The following is a 25545-nucleotide window of genomic DNA, read 5'->3' on the forward strand; positions in this document are numbered from 1 at the left end:
GCATGGAGTCCTTCATGATCAGTCGTTAATATGCCTGGAGAAGTTCCTAGAACCGGATCTGTTGGTCTGACAAATGTTACGTTGCCTTATGTCTTTAACACTTGTAAATAAAAGTATTGAAAAATTATTAGAACAACAACATCCGATCTTAGGAGAGGTGACTAATGAAGCAGTAGCTACTACGATGATTTTCCTGCTGTTAAACAGTCAGATTCATTAGTAGAAGTAGGTATATCGAAATAATAGCGACTCGATTTCATAGAGTCGCTATTATTATGCAAAAAAATACAGATAACAGCGTTACCTTTTACTTTTAAAGAGTGAAATGAATCCTTTTTATGTTTGACGGAGTGTCTAATGCTTAAAGGATTAGTGGTCTTTTATAATAAGGTCAATTCATTAAAAAGGATGATGAAATGACATGCCGAAGATTGGAATAACAAGTACAACTATTAAAAACTTTATTGATGGAGAATGGATAGAATCAAATACAACAAATTATCTAAAGGTTCTTAATCCTGCTACTGATGAGTATATCGCAAGTGTCCCCTTATCAACAGAACAAGATGTAGAGAAAGCTGTACAATCATCACGAAACGCTTTTGATACTTGGAAAAAAATGCCCGTATCGAAACGTGCACGCATCCTGTTTCGTTATCATCAGCTTTTGATCGAAAATCATGAAATATTAGCGGAAATGATCACCAAGGAAAATGGGAAAAGTTTCAAGGAAGCTTATGGAGAGGTGCTAAGAGGGATAGAGTGTGTTGAATTTGCTACTGGTGCACCTACTCTGATGATGGGTGAGAATTTGTCTACTATTGCAACAGATATTGAATCGCAATGTTTTCGTTATCCCATTGGTATAATAGCAGGCATTACTCCATTTAACTTTCCGATGATGGTGCCGTGTTGGATGTTTCCACTTGCTATTGCCTGTGGCAATACCTTTATCTTAAAGCCGTCTGAGAAAACACCCTTGCTTGCAAATAAATTAGCAGATTTAATACATGAAGCAGGTTTGCCCAAGGGTGTATTGAATATCGTTCACGGAGCCCATGATGTTGTAAACAGTGTTATAGAGCATAAAGACATAGCAGCTATCTCCTTTGTTGGTTCAGAACCTGTAGCAAAATATGTTTATCAAAAGGCTGCATCAGAAGGAAAACGAGTACAGGCACTAGCAGGTGCTAAAAACCATCATATTGTGATGCCAGATTGTAATCAACATAAAGCAATTGATAACATTATTAATTCTGCATTTGGTAGTGCCGGCCAACGCTGTATGGCATGTAGTACAGTTATAACAGTTGGGAATCAGTCAGAACGATTTATTGGTTTATTAAAAGAAGAGGTTGATCGAGTAAAAATAGGAAACGGTATGGATAAAGAAGTAATTGTAACACCTGTTATTAGTCAAGAAAGTAGAAAAAATACTATTGAGTATATAGAAAAAGGAATTGCGGAAGGTGCGATGCTGATCCGTGATGGTAGAAAGGATATCGATTCATTTACACATGGAAACTTTATAGGACCGACAATTTTTGATTTGGTTACATCTGAAATGTCGCTAGCGCAAGAAGAATTGTTTGCGCCAATCTTAAGTGTGATGAGGGCAAGCGATTTAAACGAAGCAATTGACATTATCAATCGATCAACATTTGGTAATTCTGCAACGCTTTATACGAATAACGCATCTGCAATTCGTACATTTAGAGAAGACGCGGAACCAGGAATGCTAGGAGTCAATATTGGTGTACCAGCACCCATGGCGTTTTTTCCTTTTTCAGGCTGGAAGCATTCCTTTTATGGAGATTTACATGTGAACGGGAAAGATGGAGTTGAATTTTATACAAGAAAGAAGATGATTACCTCAAGGTTTTATTAGAAGGGAGAGAACAAATTGCTTAAAAATAAAATGGAAAACCCTTTGGAGAAGGATCAGCACTATATTTGGCATTCGATGAAGAAATATGATCCTGATTCAACAATGATTGCAGAAAAGGCAAATGGTTCTTGGATTACGGATATAGATGGAAATCAATACTTGGATGCAATGAGTGGATTATGGTGTGTCAATGTTGGCTATGGTCGTGATGAGCTAGCGGAAGCTGCTTATCAACAAATGAAAGAGTTAGCTTATTATCCGCTCACCCAAAGTCACATGCCAGCAATACGACTAGCAGAAAGATTAAATGAATGGTTAGATGATGAGTATGTTTTTTTCTTTTCAAATAGCGGGTCAGAAGCAAATGAAGTAGCATTCAAAATTGTTCGGCAATACCATCGCCAAAATAATCAACCGGACAGATGGAAATTTATTTCTCGTTACCGTGCATACCATGGTAACTCGATGGGAGCATTAGCAGCAACTGGGCAGGCTCAACGAAAATATTTATATGAACCACTTGCACCAGGATTTCTACATGTTGCTCCACCTGATTGTTATCGTAGTTCTCATCCGGTTGATGGCACTTGTTGCAGTGAAAGTGCCAAAGATATCGAACGTATCATGGTGTGGGAGCAAGAGCAGACGATTGCTGGCGTAATCATGGAGCCGATTATAACAGGTGGAGGGGTATTGATTCCACATCAGCACTATTTAAAAGAAGTAAGTGAAATATGTAAAAAACGTGGGGCTTTACTCATTGTGGATGAAGTTATTAATGGTTTTGGTCGTACAGGAAAACCATTTGGATTTATGCATTATCATGTCAAACCAGACATCATTACCATGGCGAAAGGATTAACAAGTGCCTATCTGCCTTTATCGGCTACCGCTGTTCGCCGTGATATTTATCAATCCTTTCAAGGTTCGGACGCATATGATCATTTGCGACACATTAATACATTTGGAGGAAATCCAGCAGCATGTGCTGTTGCATTAAAAAATTTAGATATCATCGAAAAGGAACAATTAGTTGAACGTTCTCATCAGCTTGGAAAACGATTGTCTAGGGAAATGAAAGAAATAGCTGATCATCCTAATGTAGGTGATATACGTATCAAAGGGTTATTGATGGGAATCGAATTAGTGGAAGATAAGCATTCAAAAGAACCAATTAACCAGGAAAAAATTCAACGTGTTATTACTTACTGTAAAGAAAGAGGTGTCATTATCGGTAAGAATGGTGACACAGTTGCAGGCTATAATAATATTATGACGGTAAGCCCACCATTGAGTATGACAGATGATGAGTTTGGTTTGATGACTCGTGTCTTAAAAGAATCTATTGCATTCATTTAACTCCTTTGTTAACAAGGAGTTTTTTATTTGTTCATTCAATTAGATGATATGGAAGAAAAAAATGCTAGATTATTTAACGCTTTGTCTAATGTGTAAGCACTAATATATCAGTAAAATGTTAGGAAAGATAACATCAGTGGGCTTAAAGAAAATCTGTTAAAGAAATTATATTTATGGGGGGAGAGGAGATGACAATTGTTGCTCCGGAAATCCAATTAAATCAGATAAGTATGACATATCAAACGAATGATACAGAAGTATTAGCACTCAAGGATATTTCAATAAATATTAAGAAAGGGGAATTTGTATCTTTACTAGGTCCATCTGGATGTGGCAAAACAACTTTATTACGCATTATTGCTGATTTAATCCAACCTACTAAAGGGGAAATAACGGTTGGTGGTGGGTCGGTTAGACAAGCGAGGTTAGCTCAGAAATATGGAATTGTCTTTCAAAGTCCAGTGCTTTATGACTGGAGGAAAGTGAAGCAAAATATTTATCTTCCGTTAGAATTAATGGGAATGAACAAAGCAGAAAGACAAGAAAGAGTGGATCATTTACTTCAATTAGTTGGTTTAGAAAAATTCAAAGATAAGTACCCGTGGCAATTAAGTGGTGGGATGCAGCAACGCGTGGCGATTGCACGTGCTCTTGCGATAGAGCCTGAAATTTTATTGATGGATGAGCCATTCTCTGCATTAGATGAATTTACTAGAGAACGTTTAAATGAAGAACTTTTAACGATATGGGATAAAGTAGGGAGTACAGTAGTTTTTGTAACACATAGCATACCTGAAGCTATTTTTCTTTCTGATAGAGTTTTAGTATTATCCCCCCATCCTGGCAGGTTATCATCAGTTGTGGATATTCCATTACCAAGACCTCGAACACAAGAAATGAGAAACAGTAAAGAATTTTTTGATTTAATTGCTCACATCCGTAATAGCTTTGAGGGAGTGTAAGATATGCGGGTAGATTACATACTCCAACACCGATGGTTTCCCGTATTTGTTTGGATGATTGGCTTATTTATTCTATGGGAACTTGGTTCATGGGTACTGCTAAATGTGATAGAGGCACCGATGGCGCAATCTAAGCTTCCTTATGTACATGAAGTTGCAATTACGTTTGTTGATTACGGGAGTGTTCTTTATAAAGAAGGATTAGTCACCTTTTCGAATGCTGGATTCGGTTTCCTGTTAGGAGCAGTTCTCGGTATTATATTGGCTGTATTGATGAGTATTTCAAAATGGGTAGAACAAATGGCCTTACCGTATGCTGTCGCTTCGCAAATGGTTCCCATATTAGGGTTAGCACCTATCGTATACGGAATCATGCGTGACGAGCAATTAGCGAGGATTATTATAGCAGGCTATATCACGTTCTTTCCTGTAGCGATCAATATGTTAAGAGGGCTAAGAAGTGTGGATGTTTCTGCACTTGAATTAATGTATTCATTAGCTGCAAAACCGTGGAAAATTTATTGGAAATTACGTTTTCCAGCTGCGCTACCTAGCTTGTTTAGTGGTTTAAAGATAGCTGCACCATTAGCGGTAACAGGTGCAATTTTAGTTGAATTAATGGGTGCACAGAACGGTATTGGCGTTATTATGCTGAAGAATTTATATTATGGTCCTTCCCATACTTATATGTTCTGGTCAACAGTGATTGTGGGTGCGTTGTTAGGTCTCTTCAGCTTTTTGTTAATGAATATATTAGAGAGACTTGTCTCGCCATGGCAACCAGAATTTAGAGACGGAGGTGACCAATAGTGACTGAGAAAGCAGATAAAATGGTTGATTGGTCTGCAAAATCAAAAGATGGCCAGTCATCATTGCATACAAATCCTAAAAAGCTTATAGCAAAAAAAAGACGTAATTATCAGAAAGTATGGCTGCCCATTATAACGGGAGTAGTTATGATCTATTTATGGGAGTCACAAATTCTTCATATGATTTTTAATTTGCAATTATACCAACTACCAATTCCAACAGCAATTTATGAAGCTTTGATAGAAAATATATCTGTTCTGTTAGCTTATACTGGGTATACGATGACAGAGGCGATTACCGGGATGATGATCGGATCTACGCTTGGTTTTATTATTGCACTCATGGCGATCGCATGGCCAAAGTGGGGAAGAGGTGGACTTATTTTAATTGCTGCTCTAAATGCCGTTCCTATCGTGGCATTAGCACCTATTATGAATTTATGGTTTGGATCTGGCATAGGATCACGAATAGCCATTGTCACAGTTATTACAATGGCCGCTATGGCAATCAATGCACATAAAGGAATGAAAATGGTATCTCCATTGGCACTTGATTTAATGTATTCTTATGCTGCCAAAAAAACGGATGTAATTCGATATTTGCGAATCATGAACAGTTTACCTCTCATTTTTTCAGCATTAAAAATAAATACAACAACAAGCATAATAGGAGCCATTGTAGGTGAGTTTTTCTTTTCTTCTCAGGGACTTGGTTATTTATTATCGAATTCTATTAAAGTTGCCAATATGCCATTAGGATGGTCATGTATTGTCTTAGCAGCAGTCGCAGGCGTGAGTTTTTATGTCATTATCGAACTTATGGAAAGGCTTCTATTAAAATGGCATACATCCGTTAGAGTATGATGAGTGTGGAAATCTATTATTAAGCTATAGAATGATTGATCATATAAAGGGAAGTCCATTTCTTAATATTAAAATGATATGAAGGGGGATACTCAATGAGAAATGTCGAGAAAGGTAAAAAACGAATGGTAGTGATGCTATTACTGTTCCTTTCACTATGCCTTTTAGCAGCATGTGGGAATGAAGGTGCTTCAGGGAGCAGTGATGAGGAAGAAGACATGGAATTAACGCCAGTAAAACTGCAATTAAAATGGGTACCACAAGCCCAGTTTGCTGGATACTATATGGCACTTGAACAAGGGTTTTATGAAGAAGAAGGATTGGATGTCACCATTGTTCCAGGCGGACCAGATATTGTACCTGAGCAACAAGTAGCCAATGGTGCAGCTGACATTGGTATTAATTGGGTAGCAAGTTTATTACCGCATATAGAGCAAGGCTTACCTTTAGTACAAATTGCGCAAATTTATCAAAAAAGTGGTCTGGTCCTTGTATCTAAAAAGGAGGCAGAAATTGCTTCTCCTGAAGATTTGGTAGGAAGGAATGTTGGAAATTGGATGGGTGGAAATGAATTTGAAGTATTAGCATTATTTGATAAATATGGCTTAGATCAGAATGCTGATTTATCTTTTGTTAAGCAAGGACTTACGATGGATCAGTTTTTTTCTGATGAAATTGAGGTTGCGTCCGCTATGACCTATAATGAATATCAAGTTGTATTAGCAGAAGGATATGATGAAAATGATTTAAACGTAATTGATATGAATGATGAAGGGGTAGCGATGCTAGAAGATAACTTGTTTGCTAATACGGAATGGCTGGAAGAAAATAAAGAGACTGCAGCAAAATTTGTCCGTGCATCTTTAAAAGGGTGGGAAGCTGCAATTGAGGATCCTGAAGCTGCTGTAGACAGTGTTATGGTAGAAGCTGAAGAAAGTTCGTCAAGAGAACATCAATTAAAAATGATGGAGGAAGTTGGGAAATTAATTTTGCCAGAAGGTTTTGATCCTGCAAACATTGGTCAAACTGACGATGAGATGTTTAAACAAACGGCTGATATCGCCTATGAGTACGGTGTAATTGAAGAACCAGCTGATTTAGATACAGCTTACACCCATGAGATTATGGAAATGGCTACTGAATAAATGCATGCTACTTTGGTATGGAAATAGGGAAGAAAGGTTAGGAAAAAAAGTATAGGGGAAAGAAAAATCCGAACTAAGATCTCACTGATTCCACAGGAGTCTAACTATTTGGCTTACTGTAAGTCAGATCAAATTGTTTCGGATTTTCCGTTCATTTATTTTGTTTTGTTATGTCCAGCTTTTTCTGTGAAGCGTCCAACAGCGGACAAGATGTAAAATAGACAGCTCTAGTATAGAGAGGCAATCACTCCATTGATTGCTTTTTCTTGTTTATTAAGCATTTATCTGTGAATGGAATTATTTCCCTCTTTATGGCAAGGGAAGTACTAATGGTATATAATTTAATTAAAAATGTAATAGCTGGATGGCGTTGTCACGCATAAGTAATAGACAACGTTATGGACCCAGGTAAGTTTTATTATTATGGTAGTTTTACTTCATAAGCTAGAAATAAAACCATTTAAGTCTAGGAAGGAGTTTTTTAAAATATTAGATTAGTAATATCTTACAATGACGTTAGCTAGGAAGGAAGTTAAAGAAGTGGATATTCATTCAGAGGAAAGTAATAAAGCCATTTATTTTTGGCTATTGTTAGTACCCCTATTTTGGGGAGGAGCCTTTGGTGCAGCGCAACATGTTATTACCGAAATTTCACCACTTATAGCGGCAACTTTACGATTTGGTTTAGCAGGACTGATTTTACTTATTATCGTTTTAATAAGAGGTGAATGGAACTGGGCTGTATTACGAGGTCGATGGTTAGGGCTATTAATAATGGCGATTACCGGCATATTTAGTTATAATGCTTTTTTCTTTATCGCTTTAAAATATACCAATGCCATTAATGGGTCGTTAATAATGGCGACTTCTCCTGTGTTCATTACATTAGGAGCCATTCTTTTTTTGCACGAGACATGGAACAAACGTAGGGGAGTAGGATTATTTCTGTCGTTAACAGGTGTATTTCTTGTCATTATGCAAGGATCCTTTCAAACATTATTTTCTCTTTCCTTTAATAAAGGAGATTTATTATTTATTTTTGCTCTCATTAGCTGGGTCATTCATGGGTTAATAGGAAAGGTAGTGATGCAAGGAGTCTCTCCAATATTTACAACGACTGTTACCACGATCGTTGGTTCTATCTTTCTCGCAATAAGCTCTTTTTTTGATGGAGAATGGCAAGCTGTGTTATCGATGTCTGGTCAAGCATGGCTGGAGATGATCTATATGATTGTTTTTGCAACGGTAATTGGCTTTTTCCTTTGGAATGAAGGGATTCATCAAATTGGTGCCAGCAAATCTAGTATTTACATGAATCTTGTCCCGATTAATGCCGCTTGGATTGCTGTCGTTTTATATGGAGAGAGTTTAACATGGCAACAAGTTTTGGGAATGACAATGGTTATTACCGGAGTGTTTATTGCTACATATAATAAGAGACTAAGCGGATTAAAAATGCAAGCGTGATGACAAAAATATCCTATGATTATTCCTATTAAATAATCACCCAGGATTTACCTGAGTGATTATTTTACTTCATCAATGCTCTACACCGTAACAGCATTCATCAATCCAAGGTATAGACTTACAACTGAAAGTCCTCCCATGAGCAGAGCCAAGTAAGGAGAAAGCTTTTGAACGAAAGTGTAGAGAATGCAACCTAAAAACAATAGACCTGTTAGTAAAAACAATACACTAAGTCCGTTTAGCTCTAAGGTTAAATCTATCCCGATTGGAACAGAAGCGAATGTTTGAAATAAAACAGATGCTTCTCCTGTTGCCAGTGTCTGTTCAATATTATGTGGTGGTTCCTGTTCTGTCATAAATGCCGTAACGGCAATAACAGCTAAGATAATGACACTTTCTGCACGCCACCAGTTTCTCGGAGAATAATGTGCATCCTCCTTTACTCTTTTCCGAATCAGCACACCATTGATAAGACCGAAAAAGAGAATGGGGATAAACAACAAACTCTTCCATAATAAAGCCTGACCATATGGCAATGTCCAGGAATCAACGATACTTTCGTTTAAAAAATAGCTCATAAACATTCCCGATAAAGCTAAAATAGTTACACAGCCAATGGCAAAGGGGGTAAACCAATTAATGAACGCTTGCCATTTGTCGGCATTCTTTGAGAACCAACTGGTGATAAATAATACGCCAATCCATGCGGTAACAGCAGTATAATGAAACAGATGTGCTGCTGCTCCAGGGTAGCTTCCCATATTGGCTGAATGCCCAACAACTGCCTGTGTGAATAACATCCCGAAAGTTATGAAAAGCCCGAGCGTATATAAAATTGGCATGGTATTATGTCGACGTAACCCTAATAACAAAATGAAAAAGAGGATAGCTAACAAGCTTAACGCCAGCCAAGCATGACCAAGTGCCATATTGCTAATGACATAACCTATACTTGCAACTATAGACTCATCCCGGTAATGATTCAATGCCAAAGCTAGATCTAACAATGAAAAAAATGAAAGGAAAGGGATAAGTATAATGGCTATAGCCAATGTTTTCTTTGGTAGGACGATAGATGTTTTCTTATCCTCAGGAATAACTCCAAGGAGACATCCTCCCATAAGAATGGCAAAACAAATGTATAGTAAGCCATTACTTATCGATACTATCATTTTTTCTTCTTCCTAAGCATGAGGATAGCAAGAACAGCAACAATAACTAGAACAATGGCGATTATAACTATCAGTGTGGAATTTCCATCCGCTTCATCAGCATTATCATTCGTCACACTTTCTTCTGCCTGATCAGCTTCAGGTGCTGTTTCTTCTTCAGTTAATTCTTCTGATGCTTCTTGATCATCGGTTGCTTCTTCTGTTTCCTCGACTACCTCTTCTTCCTCAACACGTTCAAATTGGTAAGTCAATTCTTGCTCCATCACATGTCCGTCTTCACCAACAATACTGTAATACAGTGTGTAATTTCCATCTTCTATTTGATCTGGAAGTGTGACAACAAGCGTGTCTGCTGGTTCATGGGTAACTTCCTCTAGCGGTAATTCTTCCCCATTTTCATGTGTTAACGTGATTTCATTCAGCTCTTGAACTGTCGATTCGAAGGTTAACGTAATAGCTCCCGTATCTTCATTTAAGACCGAGTTTTCTTCTGGGTCTGATGTTTCTAAGTGTGTATGTGCACCAACTGCAATTGGGAAAGCGATTAGTAAAACAATAATAAGAAATAAGAATCGTTTAAACATTTCTCATCTTCCTTTCTAATTTTATCAATATATACCTCTTTTATAACAGATCTACACCTTTTTTACTATGGACAATTTTCAACAAATTCTTGATGAAAATATGAAGAATCCTGTTGATACGTCTCAGGAAAGTTCTGAAGGTGTTGTCTAACTGTTTGACCTATGTGCATAAATCCATTGTTGCCGAGAAAAGATAGGTTTGTCATAAGGTGCGCGACAAAGTTAGTTTTCAAGTATCTTGAAGCTAGGATAACTGTATCATATGATAAAAATTGATGGATAGAAAACTATATTTATATAGAGAGGGAGAAAGATAATGGCTCAGTCTAATATAAAGGTAAAAGTCCAGCAGTTTGGTAACTTCCTTAGCTCAATGGTACTGCCAAACATCGGTGCATTTATTGCATGGGGACTTATTACTGCATTGTTTATTGCAGATGGTTTTTTTCCAAATGAAAACCTTGCGAAATTAGTTGACCCAATGGTGTTTTATTTACTACCATTATTAATCGGTTACACTGGTGGTAAATTAGTTCATGACCAACGGGGTGGTGTCGTAGGTGCGATCGCCACAATGGGGGTTATTGTAGGTGCACCAGATACGCCGATGTTCTTAGGTGCCATGATTATGGGACCACTTGGTGGTTATGTAATTAAAAAGTTTGACCAAGCAATTGAAGGCAAAATTAGATCTGGCTTTGAAATGCTGGTAAACAACTTTTCTGCTGGAATTTTAGGTGGATTACTTGCGATTCTTTCATTCTTAGGTATTGGTCCAGCAGTCAATGGATTTACCCAGCTGCTTGTCGCAGGTGTAGATTGGTTAATTGGTGTAGGTCTATTACCATTAACAAGTATCTTTATCGAACCTGCCAAAATCTTATTCTTAAATAATGCAATCAATCATGGAATCCTTTCTCCAATTGGTTTAGAACAGGCTAGAAGTACAGGAGAATCTATTCTTTTCCTATTAGAAGCAAACCCTGGACCAGGTCTTGGTGTTCTATTAGCATTTATGCTGTTTGGAAAAGGTACTGCAAAGCAGTCAGCACCTGGTGCGGGTATCATTCATTTCTTCGGGGGGATTCATGAAATTTACTTCCCGTATGTCTTGATGCGTCCAATGCTGTTCTTCGCTGTTATTTTAGGTGGTATGAGTGGAATTTTAACATTGGTACTTTTAGGTGGAGGACTAGCGGCTCCTGCATCTCCAGGTAGTATATTAGCGATTGCTGCTGTTACACCTGGTAAAGCAAGTGTTTATATTGCGAACTTTGCTGCCGTTATTGTAGCTACGATTGTTTCGTTCGTTATTTCAGGATTTGTGTTAAAATCAGGTAAAGAACAAGATGAAGATATAGAAGAAGCAACACAAAAAATGCAAGAAATGAAAGGGAAGAAAAGTTCTGTAGCTGGAACACTTCAATCTCATTCAGGAACACTTCCAGACAAAGTGAATAAAATTGTTTTCGCTTGTGATGCTGGAATGGGGTCAAGTGCAATGGGCGCTTCACTCCTACGAAAAAAAGTGAAAGCTGCGGGTCTAGATGTTACTGTTACCAATTCAGCTATTAGTAACTTACCTAGTGATGTACAAATTGTTATTACTCAAGAAGAATTAACGCCTCGAGCAAAAACTAAATTACCTGATGCGTACCACATTTCAGTAGATAACTTCTTATCAAGTCCTGAATATGATAAGCTAATTGACAGTCTACAAAATGGTGTGTCAGAAGAATTGACGGAGATAGTAGAAGAGACAGAAGCAGATGTAACAGGTGCTGATCATGCGCATGATGATGACGATTTGTTACGAGAAGAAAACATCTTCCTTAATCAGGAGTTTGCTACAAAGGAAGAGGCAATACGTTTTGCTGGTGAAGTATTAGTTAAATCCGGTTACGTTGAGGATAGTTATGTTGATGCGATGATCGAGCGTGAGAAGGTGACTTCAACATACATGGGAAATAATGTGGCGATTCCACATGGTACAGAAGAAGCGAAAAAAGCAGTTAAGCGATCTGGCTTTACCGTTCTTCAAGTTCCAAATGGTGTTGATTTTGATGGCCAAGAAGCAAAATTAATCTTTGGTATCGCAGGTAAAGATGGTACACATTTAGAGATTCTTTCTGGTATTGCAGTTGTTTGTTCAGAAGAAGAAAATATTGAAAAGATGGTACAAGCAAAAACAGCAAAAGAATTGCTAGATATTATCAATAGTCAATAATTGAGAAAAGAGTAGAAAGATGGTTAGATACTGTCTTTCTATTCTGTTATATTCTCCCTGAAATCATTTTATAAGGAAACGAGTGGGTAGAATGTTTATTACGTCAAGGGAAAAATCGATCATTGATTTAGTGATGAAAACCTCTGGAAAACACACGCCTCATTCACTTGCTAATTATCTCAATGTAAGTGTGAGGACGATCCAGCGTGATTTGAAGGCTGTTGAGAACATATTGAAGCCTTTTGAATTGCATTTGAATCGTACAACCAATGATGGGTTAATAATTGATGGAAAAAATGAACATATATTTAAGCTGGTTCAGCAGCTCTCCCATGTACATCCTACTGATCAAACTCCAGAAGAAAAAAAGCTGCAGTTACTTATTACATTATTACATGAAGGAACATTTTTTAAGACACAGTTGTTGGCTAAGCAACTGGGAGTAAGTGTTACTACTCTTACTTCTTATTTAGATGATCTATCTGACTGGCTCGATAAATTTTCTGTCCATTTGACACGAAAAAGAGGAGTCGGTGTAAGTATAACAGGTGGAGAAGGAAATAAACGCAAAGCTTTGGCTACTTGTTTCTTATTTTATTTTCATGAAGAGCTTTTAGAAAGCTTATATCTATTACAAAAGAATAATAAAGTAGAAGGTCCTGTTTTAGGATACTTTCTGCCAGAGTATCTACTAAAAATTGATAATATAGTATATCACTTGTTTGATCGTGGTCAAACAAGATTAGCGGATAATGATTACTTAGGTTTAATTGTTCATATTGCGATTAGCCTACAACGGGTAGAAGATAACTTTTTATTAGAGCCAGACGATATAATTGCGAATGGTGAGTCGACAAGAGCATTTCAGCAGATGAGCCAGATTTGTGAGGGATTAAAAGAGGAACTATCGATTCCGTTAAGTAAACGTGATGTGCATTATTTAGCTGTTATATTAAAAGGATCCAAGTTGCAAGATACGGATAAAGTTGAATATGACAGTATTATGCTTGGACAGATTATTAAGAACATTATACAGGACGTTTCAAGCCAATTGCACGTTGATTTATCCAGAGATTTTTCGTTATTTCAAGGGTTGCTTGCTCACCTGGAGCCCTCCATCTTTCGCTTACAGCATCAGATGGGCTTGTTTAATCCATTAACAGATCAAATCAAGAAGAAATATCCTGTGTTGTTTATGGCTGTTCGAAATAGTTTGGAGAAGGAATTTCCAGATATTCGTTTCCCAGACGATGAAATTGCTTTTATTGTGCTTCACTTTGGATCGACATTATTAATGAATGAGGAGAAGACAACGATCCATGCTGTCATTGTATGTCCAACAGGGATAGGCACCTCTAAGATGTTAGCAAGTCGTATCCAGAAAGAATTTAAGGAAATTACTTCTGTGGAAATTAAATCGATAAAGGAAATGGAAAAGGCAAACTTGGACGTGTTTGATGTATTCATTTCCACTGTTAGATTACCATTTGATGATGTTAACTATATTTTAGTGTCGCCGTTATTGAGTGATGAGGACATTCAAATGATCGGAAGCTTTCTAAAGAGTAATATTCAGCAACTAACAGGTAAGAATGAATATATACGAGACACGGGAAAAGAAGCTAGACAAGAAGCATCAAGCCTCCAAGATGTGTTGCAGGAAATGAAAGATGTTCAAACGAGCATGGAAGCAATCCTTGATAATTTTCGTTTATATAGAAAATCGAACCATTCGTATAAGCAAGTGTTAAAAGAGATGACAGAAGAATTAGAGCGAGAAGCGTTAATTTCAGATGCTGCAAGTGTTTTGCAGAAGTTAGAAGATAGAGAAAAAATAGGTGGATTAGGGATTCCCAATACAAATATGGGTCTGTATCATTGCCGAGATACTGGTATCAAGGAGCTTATTTTTCAAATATGTCACTTAGAGAAGCCTTGTATCATTAAGGGGATGGATGGCAGGACTGTAGAACTGAAAAATCTACTTTTAATGCTATCACCTGAAAAGCTAAGTTTAAAAGAACAGGAAATACTTAGTCTTATAAGCACCAGTTTGATTGAAGATGACAAAGCAATGATGATTTATTCGTCTTTCAGTGAGTCGCTGATTAGAGACAAATTAGAGGATCTGTTTTCAGAATACCTTCAAAATAAATGGATAAAGGAATGATCGTAATGAAACAAACAGTTCATTTTGGAGCAGGAAACATTGGTAGAGGATTTATTGGTGCTTTATTTTCCGAGTCAGGGTATCAGGTAACATTTGTAGATATTGCTGATCAAATCATCAATCAATTAAATGAACAGAAGAGCTATCAAGTGAAGCTAGCAACAGATAAACAAGAGACAACCACTATTCATCATGTAGCAGGTTTAAACAATCTGACTCAGGAAAATGAGGTGATCGAAGCAATTACAAATGCAACCTATTTAACAACTGCTATCGGTCCTAACATTTTACCGAGAATTGCCCCGTTAATTGCACGAGGTATCTCTGAAAGAGTATACCAATCAGATCAACCGTTATATGTAATTGCTTGTGAGAACCAAATCGGTGCTACAGACATTTTGAAGCAACATATTTTAGACAGCCTTGATGAGGATACTAAGGAAAGATTAGCGGGAAGAGTGTACTTTTTCAATTCTGCTGTTGACCGTATTGTACCAATTCAAGAAGATACTAGCTCACTTGATGTATTGGTTGAGCCATATTATGAATGGGTCGTGGAAACAGAAGAGGAGATTCCAACAGTTAAAGGAATGACGATTGTTCGTGAGCTAGCTCCATTTATCGAGCGTAAACTATTTACAGTAAACACAGGGCATGCAGTCATTGCATATCTTGGATATTTAAATGGAAAATCTACCATCGACAAAACCTTAGCAGATGAAGTAATTGAAGAGCAAGTAGAAGCAACATTAAAAGAAACGGGTGATTACCTTATTAAACAATATGGTTTAAATAGAGAAGAACATTTGAACTACATCCAAAAAATTGTGAAACGATTCAAAAACCCGTACTTGAATGATGGCGTAACTAGAGTAGGTCGTGCACCAATAAGAAAACTAGGACCAGAAGACCGCTTGGTTCGTCCAGCAACTGAAGCACAAAAAGTAGGCTTACCCTTTACAAACTTAGCGAAGGCGATTGCTGCAGCGTTACTATTTGATCACCAGGAGGATGAAGAAGCGGTGAAACTTCAAACGATGATCGAAGAAAAAGGAATTGCGCAAGTGTTGCACGAAATAAGCAATCTTCCTGAGGACAGTAAAATTACTGGGGAAGTAATCAAGCAATATGAATGGTTAAAGTAAATAGTTAGTCCAATACGGTTCAGTTACATTTTAAAGTAGCTGGGCCGTTTTTTATAGATACGTTGCATGTTTTCGTTAAATTATTATATGCTGAATGTAAACTTTCATTTAAGGATGGGGTGAATGAATGTGAAGGACTATAATAAATTATCACCAGTCGAAGCAGCAGGTAAGTTTATCCGAAGTCGTTTTCCGGATTGTGAGGGTGCGCTTTTAGCAGGTAGTGTTGTTCGAGGCGAAGCAACCGTAACATCGGATTTAGATATCGTCATTTTTGATCGTAACATTCTCTCCTCTTACAGGGAATCACTTTCTGATTATGGGTGGAATATCGAAATTTTTGTTCATAATCTCACTTCCTATAAAGATTTTTTTGCAAGTGATTGTGAAAGAGCGAGGCCTTCAATGCCTAAAATGGTAGCGGAAGGCAAAGTTATTAAAGATAAAGGCATAATAAAAGCGATTAAAAAGGAAGCAAGAGAATTACTTGACCAGGGGCCAGAAGCATGGTCTACAGAAACGTTAAATACGAAAAGGTACTTTATTACTGATGCACTAGATGATTTAATTGGTTCTGATAACAGAGCAGAATCATTATTTATAGCGAATACACTTGCTGAACAAATAAGTGAATTTGTCTTAAGGACCAATAAGCGGTGGATTGGTGATTCCAAATGGATGATTCGTTCATTAAAGGATTATGATAAAGAGTTTACTAAAAAGTTTGTAGAAGCCTTCGATACTTTTTATAAATCGAATAAAAAAGACAAAATCATTATTCTTATTGATGATGTATTGAGCTCTCATGGCGGCCGTTTATTTGATGGCTTCTCTTTAGGAAAGTAGAATCTTCGTTACAAAGAATCATCTTGATAACTTCTCTTTGAATGTTGAAAAGGCTTTACGTACGATTAGCACCATGATAATATATAAATAACTTTAACGAAACGGAGGTGGTGGTAAGATGTTGAATCAAACTGTTTTAGTGTACGGTTATTGGACTGAATTCCTTTATTTTAACCGTGCAAAATTTGCGATTGCAATTGTTAACGGGATACGTATGCCCTTTTTTAACAATTCAATAGCAAACTAAAACAGTGAAAACATCTCTTACCCCACCAATAGGAACGGTTTGTAAGGAGAGCTTTTTCATGCTCTTCTTTTTTGTGTCGATAGAACGGGAGTTAGTCAAGTTCTATAACAAGTCTATTTTTGAGGCTATGGGAAGGTATGTCTTCTCATAGCCTTTTTATATTTTTAGGAGGATATCAATATGATTGTATGTAGTGCAAATAATATAGCGAAGATGTACGGTGGTAACACCATTTTCGAAGATATAACGTTTGAAGTAAAAGAAAAAGAACGTGTCGGTTTGGTTGGTCCAAATGGTAGTGGGAAAACGACGTTAATTCGTTTACTAGCTGGTGTGGAGACACCTGATTCTGGACAAATACATTGGAAGAAAGGGGCCAAAATAGGTTATCTAGAACAAATCCCCAACTATCATCATGCGGCAACTGTAAAAGATGTGTTAAGATCTGCCTTTTCTTCTTTGTTGAAGATGGAAGAAAAGATGAAAAAGATAGAGAACGAAATGAGTGTAGAGACCAACACGGACAAATTGGAAAAACTGATGATCGATTATGGCAACTTACAAGATCAGTTCACCATAAATGGTGGATATCAAATAGAATCCCAAATAGAGAAAATCGTACAGGGTTTAAATATTCCTACACTACTTGATCAAATTTTCTCCCAATTAAGTGGAGGAGAAAAAACAAAAGTTGGTTTAGCATTAATGTTGCTTCAACACCCTGACTTACTACTCTTGGATGAACCAACTAACCATTTGGATTTAATGGCAGTGGAATGGCTTGGCAATTTTCTACAAGAGTATAGCGGCACAGTTTTGATCATTTCACATGATCGTTATTTTCTTGATGAGGTTGTCAATAAGATTATGGATATGGAGGATGGAGAATTAACTACCTATCATACTAACTTTTCTGGATTTGTGAAGGAAAAGGAAGCGAGACTTTTACGAGAATTTCAAGCTTATGAAGAACAGCAGAAGAAAATAAAAAAAATGAAGGAAGCAATAAAACGGTTAAGAGAATGGGCAAATAGAGCGAATCCACCGAATGCAGATCTTCATAGACGAGCTAGAAATATGGAAAGAGCTTTAGAAAGGATGGAACAATTACGAAGACCGACATTAAATCGTAAGAAAATGAGCCTTAAAATGGATGGAGCGGACCGAAGCGGAAAGGATGTCATTATGCTTAAGAACGTTTCGAAAAGCTTCCATGATAAGCTACTATTTAAGGGTATAAACATGCATGTAACTTATCAGGAACGGGTTGCTGTTATCGGGGAAAACGGAACAGGAAAAACAACACTAATCAAATTAATTCTTCAACAGCTTGAACCTGATAAAGGAGAAGTGAAGTTAGGAAGCAATATGAAGGTAGGCTACCTGTCTCAACATATATTCTTTGATGTAAAAGATGTAACAGTTATTGAGACATTTCGAGATGAAGTGAAAGTATCTGAAGGAGAAGCCAGACATATTTTAGCAAAGTTTATGTTCTACGGATATGATGTGTTTAAAAAGGTTGAACAGCTCAGCGGTGGTGAACGAATGCGGTTAAGATTAGCACAAATGATGTACATGGACATTAATTTTCTTATTCTTGATGAACCGACAAACCATTTAGATATTGATTCAAGAGAAGTGCTGGAAGAAGCTCTTGAGGGATTTCAAGGAACGATTTTAGCTGTATCCCATGATCGTTATTTTCTGAACAAGTTATTTAGTAAAATTTATTGGATAGAGGCAAGGAAGTTATTTTGCTTTGAAGGTGATTATAATAGGGCAAAGAGGAAAATGACTGAATTAAAGGAAAAAGAAGCTCCGGAGCCTACAGGAAAAAAGAAGGAAACTTCTGCACAGGAAGAGTCATTATCCAAGGATGAGCATGAGGAAAATAAAAATCTGGAACAATATTTAGACTTATTAGAGGAGAGAATTTTAGAGATAGATAAAAAAATGTTGGAAATAGAAGATTTGGAGTTATTACAACAATTTTATCAAGAAAAAGAGGACTTAGAGCATGAATGGGAAGTACTTTGTGAGCAGCTGAAGGAAGGTTGATTGGTTAATCTGTTATATCTTCATCCTTAGAGATATAGATGTATGAGAAGGAGGGTTGCTGTAAGGCAATCCTCTATTTTTATCAAAAATGAGGGTAATTATATGCTAAGATAAAAGGGGGAGTTCATCACGGTTATGAACCTGTAAGTCACCCACTCTTTAAATAAAGAAGGAGGAGAATAAGATGGATTTATCTTATTTTTTTATGATGGTCATCACTATTCTGGCATTAATCTTCGCTCTATTTTTTCGAAAATACATAATAGCGATAAAAATAGGCTTTATAAGTTGGATTTTATTAAGTGTGTATTTTCCTATTGAGTACCTCGTCATTCAAGCAACGACAGCTCCCTATAATTTTCTTACACAACCTATGAGTGACTTAGGTGTAACTACTTGTGGTATAAACACACATATACTCGCACCGTATGAAGTCTGTTCTCCCTATCATTTACTGATGAATTGGACATTTACAGTCACCGGCATTGTTATTTTTGTTGGAGCGATCTGTTTACAACAATTTTGGCCTGATAGTAAGAAAACCAAAATAGCTACAGGATTACTTGTAATCTTTGGACTTAGCTACAGCATTTCTGGGATTTTTCCTGCTGATGTAAGCTTTCTTTGGCATACTCTAGGTGCGTTGCCAGGTATGGTTGTTCAAATTCCGGCACTGCTACTAATTGGTATTGCCATTCATAAAACAATGCCTATATTAGCAATTTGGACTTACATTTCTACATTATTAACCACGTGCTCACTGGTCTTTCTCTTTTATCAGCCGTCCTTTATTAATCTTCCAGGTGGACTTTTACAAAGAATACTATACGGTTCTATTTATTTATGGATGACAGTTACTGCGATTGTCCTGTGGCGAAAGAAAGAATAGTAAATCATGCTCATTTATATATAGGAGCAAGAAGTAGGTGGTTTAATTGATTATTTGGCTTAATGGAGCATTTGGGGCAGGAAAAACGCAAACATCATATGAATTACATAGAAGAATCCCTCATTCATTTGTGTATGATCCAGAAAACATCGGTTATTTTCTAAATAAGAATATACCTAAGAATATATGTAAAAAGGATTTTCAGGATTACAGTATTTGGCGCGAGCTAAATTATATTACTTTGAAATACTTAGATAGTGAGTATGACGGAGTGATTATTGCTCCAATGACTATTGTAAATCCGCAGTATTTTGAAGAAATCATAGGCAAACTAAGAAATGATGGTGTCACAGTACATGATTTTGTATTATGGGCATCGGAAGAAACGTTAAAGAAAAGATTAAGAAAAAGAGGTGAAAGAAAAGATTCATGGGCTGAACAACAGATAGGTAGATGTATGAAAGGTTTAGCCAACGATATTTTTCAACACCGGATTGACACTGATCATATGTCAATTGAAAGTGTAGTAGAAATTATTGCTTCCAAATCAAACATTGAATTACTCCCTGACAACAGAAACAAATGCAAGAAAAAGCTAGATAGAATAAAAACGCAATTAAAGCATATCCGTTTTATTAAGTAGTTGTATTAAAGAAGGGGTAATACGATGGATATAGAAAACCTAGTTTTAACTAAGACATGCACGGTAAGAAATATGCCACAGACGCAAGGATTTCCCAATATATTATAGAAGCTCTTGGTTCATCACAAACGGTGCATAACGTTGATGCTGGTAGTGGATCTTATAAGCTTAATAATCGTTATATTGTTGCGATGGAGCCATCCAGCATCTAATAAAGTGCCTGCAGTTATTGGAACGGCAGGTTCCTAAACTTTTGATGAAGATCATTCGATGCTTCCATGGCTACACATACGATATCAGGAAAAGGGGATGAAAAGTTTGGTTCTCATAGGAATATGCCATTTTTTCATGGGGCACTACGACTAATGGTTTCTAATAGCTAAGGAGGAGAATTATTGAGGCAAACGTTATTGATAATCGATGCTCAGCAAGACTTAATGGAAGGAAGTTCTGAAGAAAAAGGGGTGTTTGATAAAGAACGAATCATTGCAAATATTAATACAGTTATTCAAAAAGCGTTAGATGAGAGAATCCCAATTGTTTTTATAAGAGATTTAGATGTTGCCAGTGGTGAAGGTCCAGGGTTTCAGATACACAAAGATATAAACGTGCCAACCACGGCGTTGATATTTGACAAAGAAGCTACTAATTCATTTTATGGTACTCCTTTAAAAGAACATTTACATCATTCTAATGTAGAACATCTTGTGATAATGGGGTGTAAGACAGAGCATTGCATTGATACAGCTGTTAGAACGGCAACAATCAATCACTTTGATGTAACACTTGTGGGTAATGGTCATTCTACATCTAATTCCAAACACTTAACTGCACAGCAAATCATTCAGCATCATAATGAAATTCTTCACGGTCATTATAATGTAGACAATTTTTCTCTTGTCAGAAACGCTAATGAACAATTATTTCAACCAATTCATCACAGATATCGATAACCATGTAAAGCAAGCAAAAAAGCAGCTGCTTTCTATCCAAAGAAAAACAGCTGCTTTCATTAATCTTCCACTTCATAGTAGCCACGATCTTCACCAAAGTATTTATTATATCGTTTCTTGAATTTATTAAATAGATAGGTTCCGATCACCTTTACAATAGCATAACCCGGAATACCAAGTATGACACCTAGTATACCGAACAGGTTTCCCGCAATAAGTAGAACAAGAATAATGGTTAACGGGTGAATCTGCATGGTTTTCCCCATAACATTAGGTGAAACAAAATTTCCTTCTAGAAATTGTACTGCTATCCATACAATAGCCAGCTTTAGTAGCATAAATGGTGAATTGACGATAGCGATAATGATTGCAGGAATAATGGCTATCGTTGGACCTAAATAAGGGACAACACTTGTAACTGCTGCAACAATTGCCAAGGTAAATGCATATTCTAGTCCAATGATCAGATAACCGATAAATAGCAGGATACCGATAACGGTTGCCACAATAATTTGACCCTGAATGTAGGACCCGACTTGCGTATCCATATTTGATAGAATTTGTTTCATATCATCACGAAGCTTTGGCGGAAATAATTTAATGAAAAATTGGTAAAACTTTTTTCCATCCTTTAATAGAAAGAATAAAATGAATGGAAAAGTAATAATAGACACGACTGTACTTGTAATGGTACTTGCGATATTTTGAATGCCTTGAAATCCACTAGTAATATAACTTCCGAGTATCTCGGGGAGCTCTCCCAATCTGTCCATTAGCCATTGATAGCCTTCATCATAATAGGGGCCTAAGAAGGAATTTTGAACCCATGTTGATAGGCCATTTCCAAGTTGATTTAAGTATGATGGGAAATTCTCTGCTAAATCTTTCACCTGTGCTTCAATAGATGGTGCAGTTAACAAAATAATGCCGGTCAATGCCCCACTAATACCTAGAATCAGTAAGATGATGCCCCATATTCTCTTCACACGTAGGCGCTCTAGAAGATCTACGATTGGATTCAATAAATAGTATGCAATAAAGGCTAAAATCGCAGGCGGGGCTAATGTAGATAAAATAACCTTTAATGGATGAAAGATAAAAGAAATCTTTGAATAAATGAAAATAGTAATGCCAATTAAGATGAAAAAGGCTAATATATAAAAGATTTTTTTACCGCCAATAAACTTCAAAAATCGTTTGGATGAATCCATTATTTTTATCTCCCTTTTTTTATGTATTATACCCAATTATAGCTTTATCTTTACTTTCAATACCATTGTGATATGTAAATACTATCACCATTTTTGCCATATTACCAAAATATAGACAAATGTGTTGGTGAAAACGAAAAATATTGTTTAACTAGGGGCGATACTTCTTTAAGTAACGCTCTTATTCATTAATTTGTAACAGGAAATCTATGAAAAAATGAAACGAATGGGAATTATATTTCGTATAATAAATAACAGGGAAAAAGGTGTTAAATTCTTAGAGGCAGTTTATAAGTGGCAGAAAAGAGGTGGCCATCATTGGATGCAAGAATAAAACAATTAATCGATTTAGCTCAAACTAAATTTGGACTGGATAATTATTGGCTGAAACGACATAGTATTGACAGAAGTCTTAATATCTTCAACGAAACGGAGTATAAATTAAGTATGGAGTGGTTTCCTGAGCATATATCGGTAAATGAAGAGGATGATCTCAATCCCGAAGGTACAGCAGTTATGGAAGTCGACCTTCACAATCAACAATTTAATAGTATTGTTTTTGTTGGAGGGAAGACATACGCTGACAAGGGTGTAAGATTTGACGATTGCAATACGAATTCGATCATTGATTGGATTGAAAATGAAACTGGATTAAAATATGAAAGGCATTTTCAACTAAAAAAAGAAGCGGAAAATATACTTGAATTGGAAGAATGTATTAACGGTACTCCTGTTTCACCTGCTGGCTTCATTAGTGTTGAATGGGATCATAAAGGGCGTCTGACATTGTTTTCTGTTCACGGCTATTTTCCTCCTTTGACGATAGTGAGAGAAGAAAAATATGAACTCTCTCTTCAAGAGGTAGAAGAAATAGTAAAAGAACAGTTGAAGTTGGTATACTTCCCTTCCTTTGAAAAAGAGAAGTTAAATCCTGTGTATGCAGTCGAAGAAATCTATATTTCAAATGATAAGATGGGGACCATACCATTTTTCAGGCAGGATGACAGGGGACCTTTTCTAAAAGTGAATCAGGTGCTCGATTGGCAGAAACCACTTGATGAATCATTTGAAAGAGAAGAGTTTGATTTGGATGAAAATCCTACACTAGAACAAGCATTTTCACGTGAGCCATCGCCTGATTCTATTCCAATCAGCCCCGACGAAGAAAAAGAATGTGTACAAGCAGTTAAGACTTATCTACGAAAGGCTTATGCAGATGATGCAGGTAAATGGCTATTAAAAACACTTCATCGTGAGAAAGGATATATTGTTGCGACCTTGAAGCTAAAAGAAGCTACAAAGCTTGTTTTTCCACGGAAACTAGTTCTTTTCATAGATCCAAACCGTAAACAAGTAGTCAATTTTATAGATAACCGCGATATGCTAGAAATGTTTGATGCGTTTGAAAAACCTGAAGAAGTGCGGATATCGAAAGAAGAAGCATATCACAAATTAAAAGAAAAGTTTCGCTTAATGCCACGTTATGTGTATGATTTCGAGGAAATGCAATATATATTATGTGGAGGTTTAGATTGTGATGATGCAGTTCATGCCATAAGCGGTGAAGTAGTTTCCTTGAATGAATGATAAAATAATGGAAAGAGGGTTTACGTTGAAGAAATTTATGATGCTGTTTGCAGTGTGTTTTATTTTTGCTGTTTTTGTCCTGCAAATTTTATCAGGTATGTTGTTAACCATGTTTTTTTCTCCAAACATCATTTGGGAAGAAATCTCCTCTTTATTATCTTACATAGAAATTACGAGAAGTAATGTTACCTCTTCTCTTCTTACGTCTTTCATTGCATTTTGGATTGCATTTGGTGCGACAAAGTTGATTAGTAAAAATCCGACAAGTTGTAATGGAACTCCATGAATGAGACCTTGATCTAGTAAGGAAAAACTGGGCGTGAGAAGTACTTCGGCTTCCTCTTATGCATAATGTCTGAGCTAAAAGGACTTGGAAAGTTCCAAGCCCTTTATCATTATTCTTCATTTGTCGATTCACTTTTAACAATTGGAATCCAAATTTCACTTTCTTCGTCTTTGCTACTTAGGATTTCAGGTGCTCCACTATGTTCATAATTGGAAGAAGGGAACCATTCACTATATACACGTTCCCAGGCTGACTGGACATCCTCCCAATTTCCTTTTACTTTAAATATAGCCCACGTTTGTTTTGGTATCTTCAAATGGACATAGGAAGGGGAGGCATTCTCCGTAGTGGCAACCCCAAAATAATAATCAATTTCCTCATCATCTGAATAATTTGCAAGCACATGAAGTAGCCCGGTTGGTTCAAGATTAGAAAGTTTCTCTAACTCTTTTAATGTTACCTCTGTTGTTTTCTCCCAAAGTTTACTTACTTCTGGATCAACATCATTGTCCAGTACTTTCATTCTTTTTTTTATACCGACAATAGAAAAAGCATCTTTTTGAATAATTCGTACATTCATTTCATTCACTCCTCTAACAGTTAATTGGAAGGTTAACTTTGGATAAGCTTTTAATGAATGAGTTTGTTCCTTCATTTCTGAAGGCATTAGACCATGAACTTGCTGAAACGCCTTAGCAAAGGAATTGGATGTGGAGTATCCATATTTCAATGCGACCTCTATAATTTTTGTCTGTTCATCTTTTAATTCGAGTGCTGCTAATGTCATACGTCGTCGACGAATATATTCAGACAGTGGTACACCTGCTAAAAAAGAAAACATCCTTTTAAAATGGTACTCCGAGCATTGCGCAATCTGTGCAACCTTTTTAAAGTCAATTGTCCTTGTCAAATGCTCCTCCAAATAGTCAATCGCTTCATTCATTTGTTTTAAAGAATCCATTTACGAAACCTCCCATTAATGAAAGAGTAACATAGCAGAAAATCATGCTCCTCACAATCTGTGCACGAT

General features: G+C 36.6%; 23 protein-coding genes. 19 read left to right on the plus strand and 4 right to left on the minus strand.

Annotation, left to right across the window (positions count from 1 at the left end; all coding sequences use genetic code 11):
- The first annotated feature begins 73 nt into the window (after positions 1–73).
- From ACTNEP_RS11890 to ACTNEP_RS11925, 8 genes are all read left to right on the plus strand, one after another.
- Positions 74–220 (plus strand): hypothetical protein, encoded by a 147-nt coding sequence (locus ACTNEP_RS11890; protein WP_441162231.1) that lies wholly within the window; start codon positions 74–76, stop codon positions 218–220.
- 210 nt (positions 221–430) lie between these two features.
- Entirely contained in the window at positions 431–1888 is a 1458-nt protein-coding gene (locus ACTNEP_RS11895; RefSeq protein WP_441162356.1) for a CoA-acylating methylmalonate-semialdehyde dehydrogenase, read from the plus strand.
- Between the two features lie 30 nt (positions 1889–1918).
- Positions 1919–3247, plus strand: a complete 1329-nt coding sequence (locus ACTNEP_RS11900) for an aspartate aminotransferase family protein (protein ID WP_441162357.1) — start codon at positions 1919–1921, stop codon at positions 3245–3247.
- A 188-nt stretch (positions 3248–3435) separates the two neighbouring features.
- Positions 3436–4209, plus strand: coding sequence for an ABC transporter ATP-binding protein (locus ACTNEP_RS11905; RefSeq protein ID WP_441162232.1), 774 nt, complete (start codon positions 3436–3438; stop codon positions 4207–4209).
- Between the two features lie 3 nt (positions 4210–4212).
- A complete protein-coding gene (locus ACTNEP_RS11910; RefSeq protein WP_441162233.1) occupies positions 4213–5019 on the plus strand; it encodes an ABC transporter permease in 807 nt (268 codons plus the stop codon).
- Positions 5019–5882 carry an ABC transporter permease gene (locus ACTNEP_RS11915; protein WP_441162234.1) on the plus strand — a complete coding sequence of 288 codons (864 nt, stop codon included), beginning with the start codon at positions 5019–5021 and terminating at the stop codon, positions 5880–5882. The genes ACTNEP_RS11910 and ACTNEP_RS11915 overlap by 1 nt, the downstream gene beginning before the upstream one ends.
- A 95-nt stretch (positions 5883–5977) precedes the next feature.
- Positions 5978–7027, plus strand: a complete 1050-nt coding sequence (locus tag ACTNEP_RS11920; RefSeq protein WP_441162235.1) for an ABC transporter substrate-binding protein — start codon at positions 5978–5980, stop codon at positions 7025–7027.
- 540 nt (positions 7028–7567) lie between these two features.
- Positions 7568–8494 (plus strand): DMT family transporter, encoded by a 927-nt coding sequence (locus ACTNEP_RS11925; protein WP_441162236.1) that lies wholly within the window; start codon positions 7568–7570, stop codon positions 8492–8494.
- Between the two features lie 80 nt (positions 8495–8574).
- On the opposite strand, the gene ACTNEP_RS11930 is transcribed toward ACTNEP_RS11925, so the two are convergent.
- Together ACTNEP_RS11930 and ACTNEP_RS11935 are read right to left on the minus strand one after the other, a co-directional pair.
- On the minus strand, positions 8575–9666 hold the full coding sequence (locus ACTNEP_RS11930) for a copper resistance D family protein (protein WP_441162237.1): 1092 nt from the start codon (positions 9664–9666) through the stop codon (positions 8575–8577).
- Complete coding sequence (locus ACTNEP_RS11935; RefSeq protein WP_441162238.1) at positions 9663–10250, minus strand: copper resistance CopC family protein; 588 nt, start codon at positions 10248–10250, stop codon at positions 9663–9665. Before ACTNEP_RS11935 ends, ACTNEP_RS11930 begins: the two co-directional genes overlap by 4 nt.
- A 316-nt stretch (positions 10251–10566) precedes the next feature.
- On the opposite strand from ACTNEP_RS11935, the gene ACTNEP_RS11940 reads away from it, so the two are divergent.
- The 9 genes from ACTNEP_RS11940 to ACTNEP_RS11980 all read left to right on the plus strand — a co-directional run bounded on the left by ACTNEP_RS11940 (position 10567) and on the right by ACTNEP_RS11980 (position 21431).
- Entirely contained in the window at positions 10567–12477 is a 1911-nt protein-coding gene (locus ACTNEP_RS11940) for a PTS mannitol transporter subunit IICBA (protein ID WP_441162239.1), read from the plus strand.
- A 91-nt stretch (positions 12478–12568) separates the two neighbouring features.
- On the plus strand, positions 12569–14647 hold the full coding sequence (locus ACTNEP_RS11945; RefSeq protein WP_441162240.1) for a BglG family transcription antiterminator: 2079 nt from the start codon (positions 12569–12571) through the stop codon (positions 14645–14647).
- Between the two features lie 5 nt (positions 14648–14652).
- Positions 14653–15792, plus strand: a complete 1140-nt coding sequence (locus ACTNEP_RS11950) for a mannitol-1-phosphate 5-dehydrogenase (RefSeq protein WP_441162241.1) — start codon at positions 14653–14655, stop codon at positions 15790–15792.
- A 123-nt stretch (positions 15793–15915) separates the two neighbouring features.
- Positions 15916–16638: a nucleotidyltransferase domain-containing protein gene (locus ACTNEP_RS11955; protein WP_441162242.1), complete on the plus strand. Its 723-nt coding sequence runs from the start codon at positions 15916–15918 to the stop codon at positions 16636–16638.
- Positions 16639–16756: 118 nt separating this feature from the next.
- Positions 16757–16885: an RAxF-45 family protein gene (locus ACTNEP_RS11960; RefSeq protein ID WP_441162243.1), complete on the plus strand. Its 129-nt coding sequence runs from the start codon at positions 16757–16759 to the stop codon at positions 16883–16885.
- Positions 16886–17065: 180 nt separating this feature from the next.
- The gene (gene abc-f, locus ACTNEP_RS11965; RefSeq protein WP_441162244.1) at positions 17066–18946 is read left to right on the plus strand and encodes a ribosomal protection-like ABC-F family protein; all 1881 of its coding nucleotides are present in this window, start codon (positions 17066–17068) and stop codon (positions 18944–18946) included.
- 184 nt (positions 18947–19130) lie between these two features.
- Positions 19131–19835, plus strand: coding sequence for a DUF998 domain-containing protein (locus ACTNEP_RS11970; protein ID WP_441162245.1), 705 nt, complete (start codon positions 19131–19133; stop codon positions 19833–19835).
- Between the two features lie 46 nt (positions 19836–19881).
- Positions 19882–20478, plus strand: a complete 597-nt coding sequence (locus ACTNEP_RS11975; RefSeq protein ID WP_441162246.1) for an AAA family ATPase — start codon at positions 19882–19884, stop codon at positions 20476–20478.
- A gap of 395 nt (positions 20479–20873) precedes the next feature.
- Positions 20874–21431 (plus strand): isochorismatase family protein, encoded by a 558-nt coding sequence (locus ACTNEP_RS11980; RefSeq protein ID WP_441162247.1) that lies wholly within the window; start codon positions 20874–20876, stop codon positions 21429–21431.
- Between the two features lie 59 nt (positions 21432–21490).
- On the opposite strand, the gene ACTNEP_RS11985 is transcribed toward ACTNEP_RS11980, so the two are convergent.
- Positions 21491–22642, minus strand: a complete 1152-nt coding sequence (locus ACTNEP_RS11985) for an AI-2E family transporter (protein ID WP_441162248.1) — start codon at positions 22640–22642, stop codon at positions 21491–21493.
- A 294-nt stretch (positions 22643–22936) separates the two neighbouring features.
- Between ACTNEP_RS11985 and ACTNEP_RS11990 the strand changes: the two genes are divergently transcribed.
- Positions 22937–24229 carry a hypothetical protein gene (locus tag ACTNEP_RS11990; protein ID WP_441162249.1) on the plus strand — a complete coding sequence of 431 codons (1293 nt, stop codon included), beginning with the start codon at positions 22937–22939 and terminating at the stop codon, positions 24227–24229.
- A 25-nt stretch (positions 24230–24254) separates the two neighbouring features.
- A complete protein-coding gene (locus ACTNEP_RS11995; RefSeq protein ID WP_441162250.1) occupies positions 24255–24515 on the plus strand; it encodes a hypothetical protein in 261 nt (86 codons plus the stop codon).
- Between the two features lie 109 nt (positions 24516–24624).
- Here the strand turns inward: ACTNEP_RS11995 and ACTNEP_RS12000 are convergent, their stop codons facing one another.
- Positions 24625–25476 carry an AraC family transcriptional regulator gene (locus ACTNEP_RS12000; protein ID WP_441162251.1) on the minus strand — a complete coding sequence of 284 codons (852 nt, stop codon included), beginning with the start codon at positions 25474–25476 and terminating at the stop codon, positions 24625–24627.
- Positions 25477–25545: the final 69 nt, after the last annotated feature.

Source organism: Gracilibacillus sp. HCP3S3_G5_2 (assembly GCF_052063305.1).
Classification (GTDB): domain Bacteria; phylum Bacillota; class Bacilli; order Bacillales; family Amphibacillaceae; genus Gracilibacillus.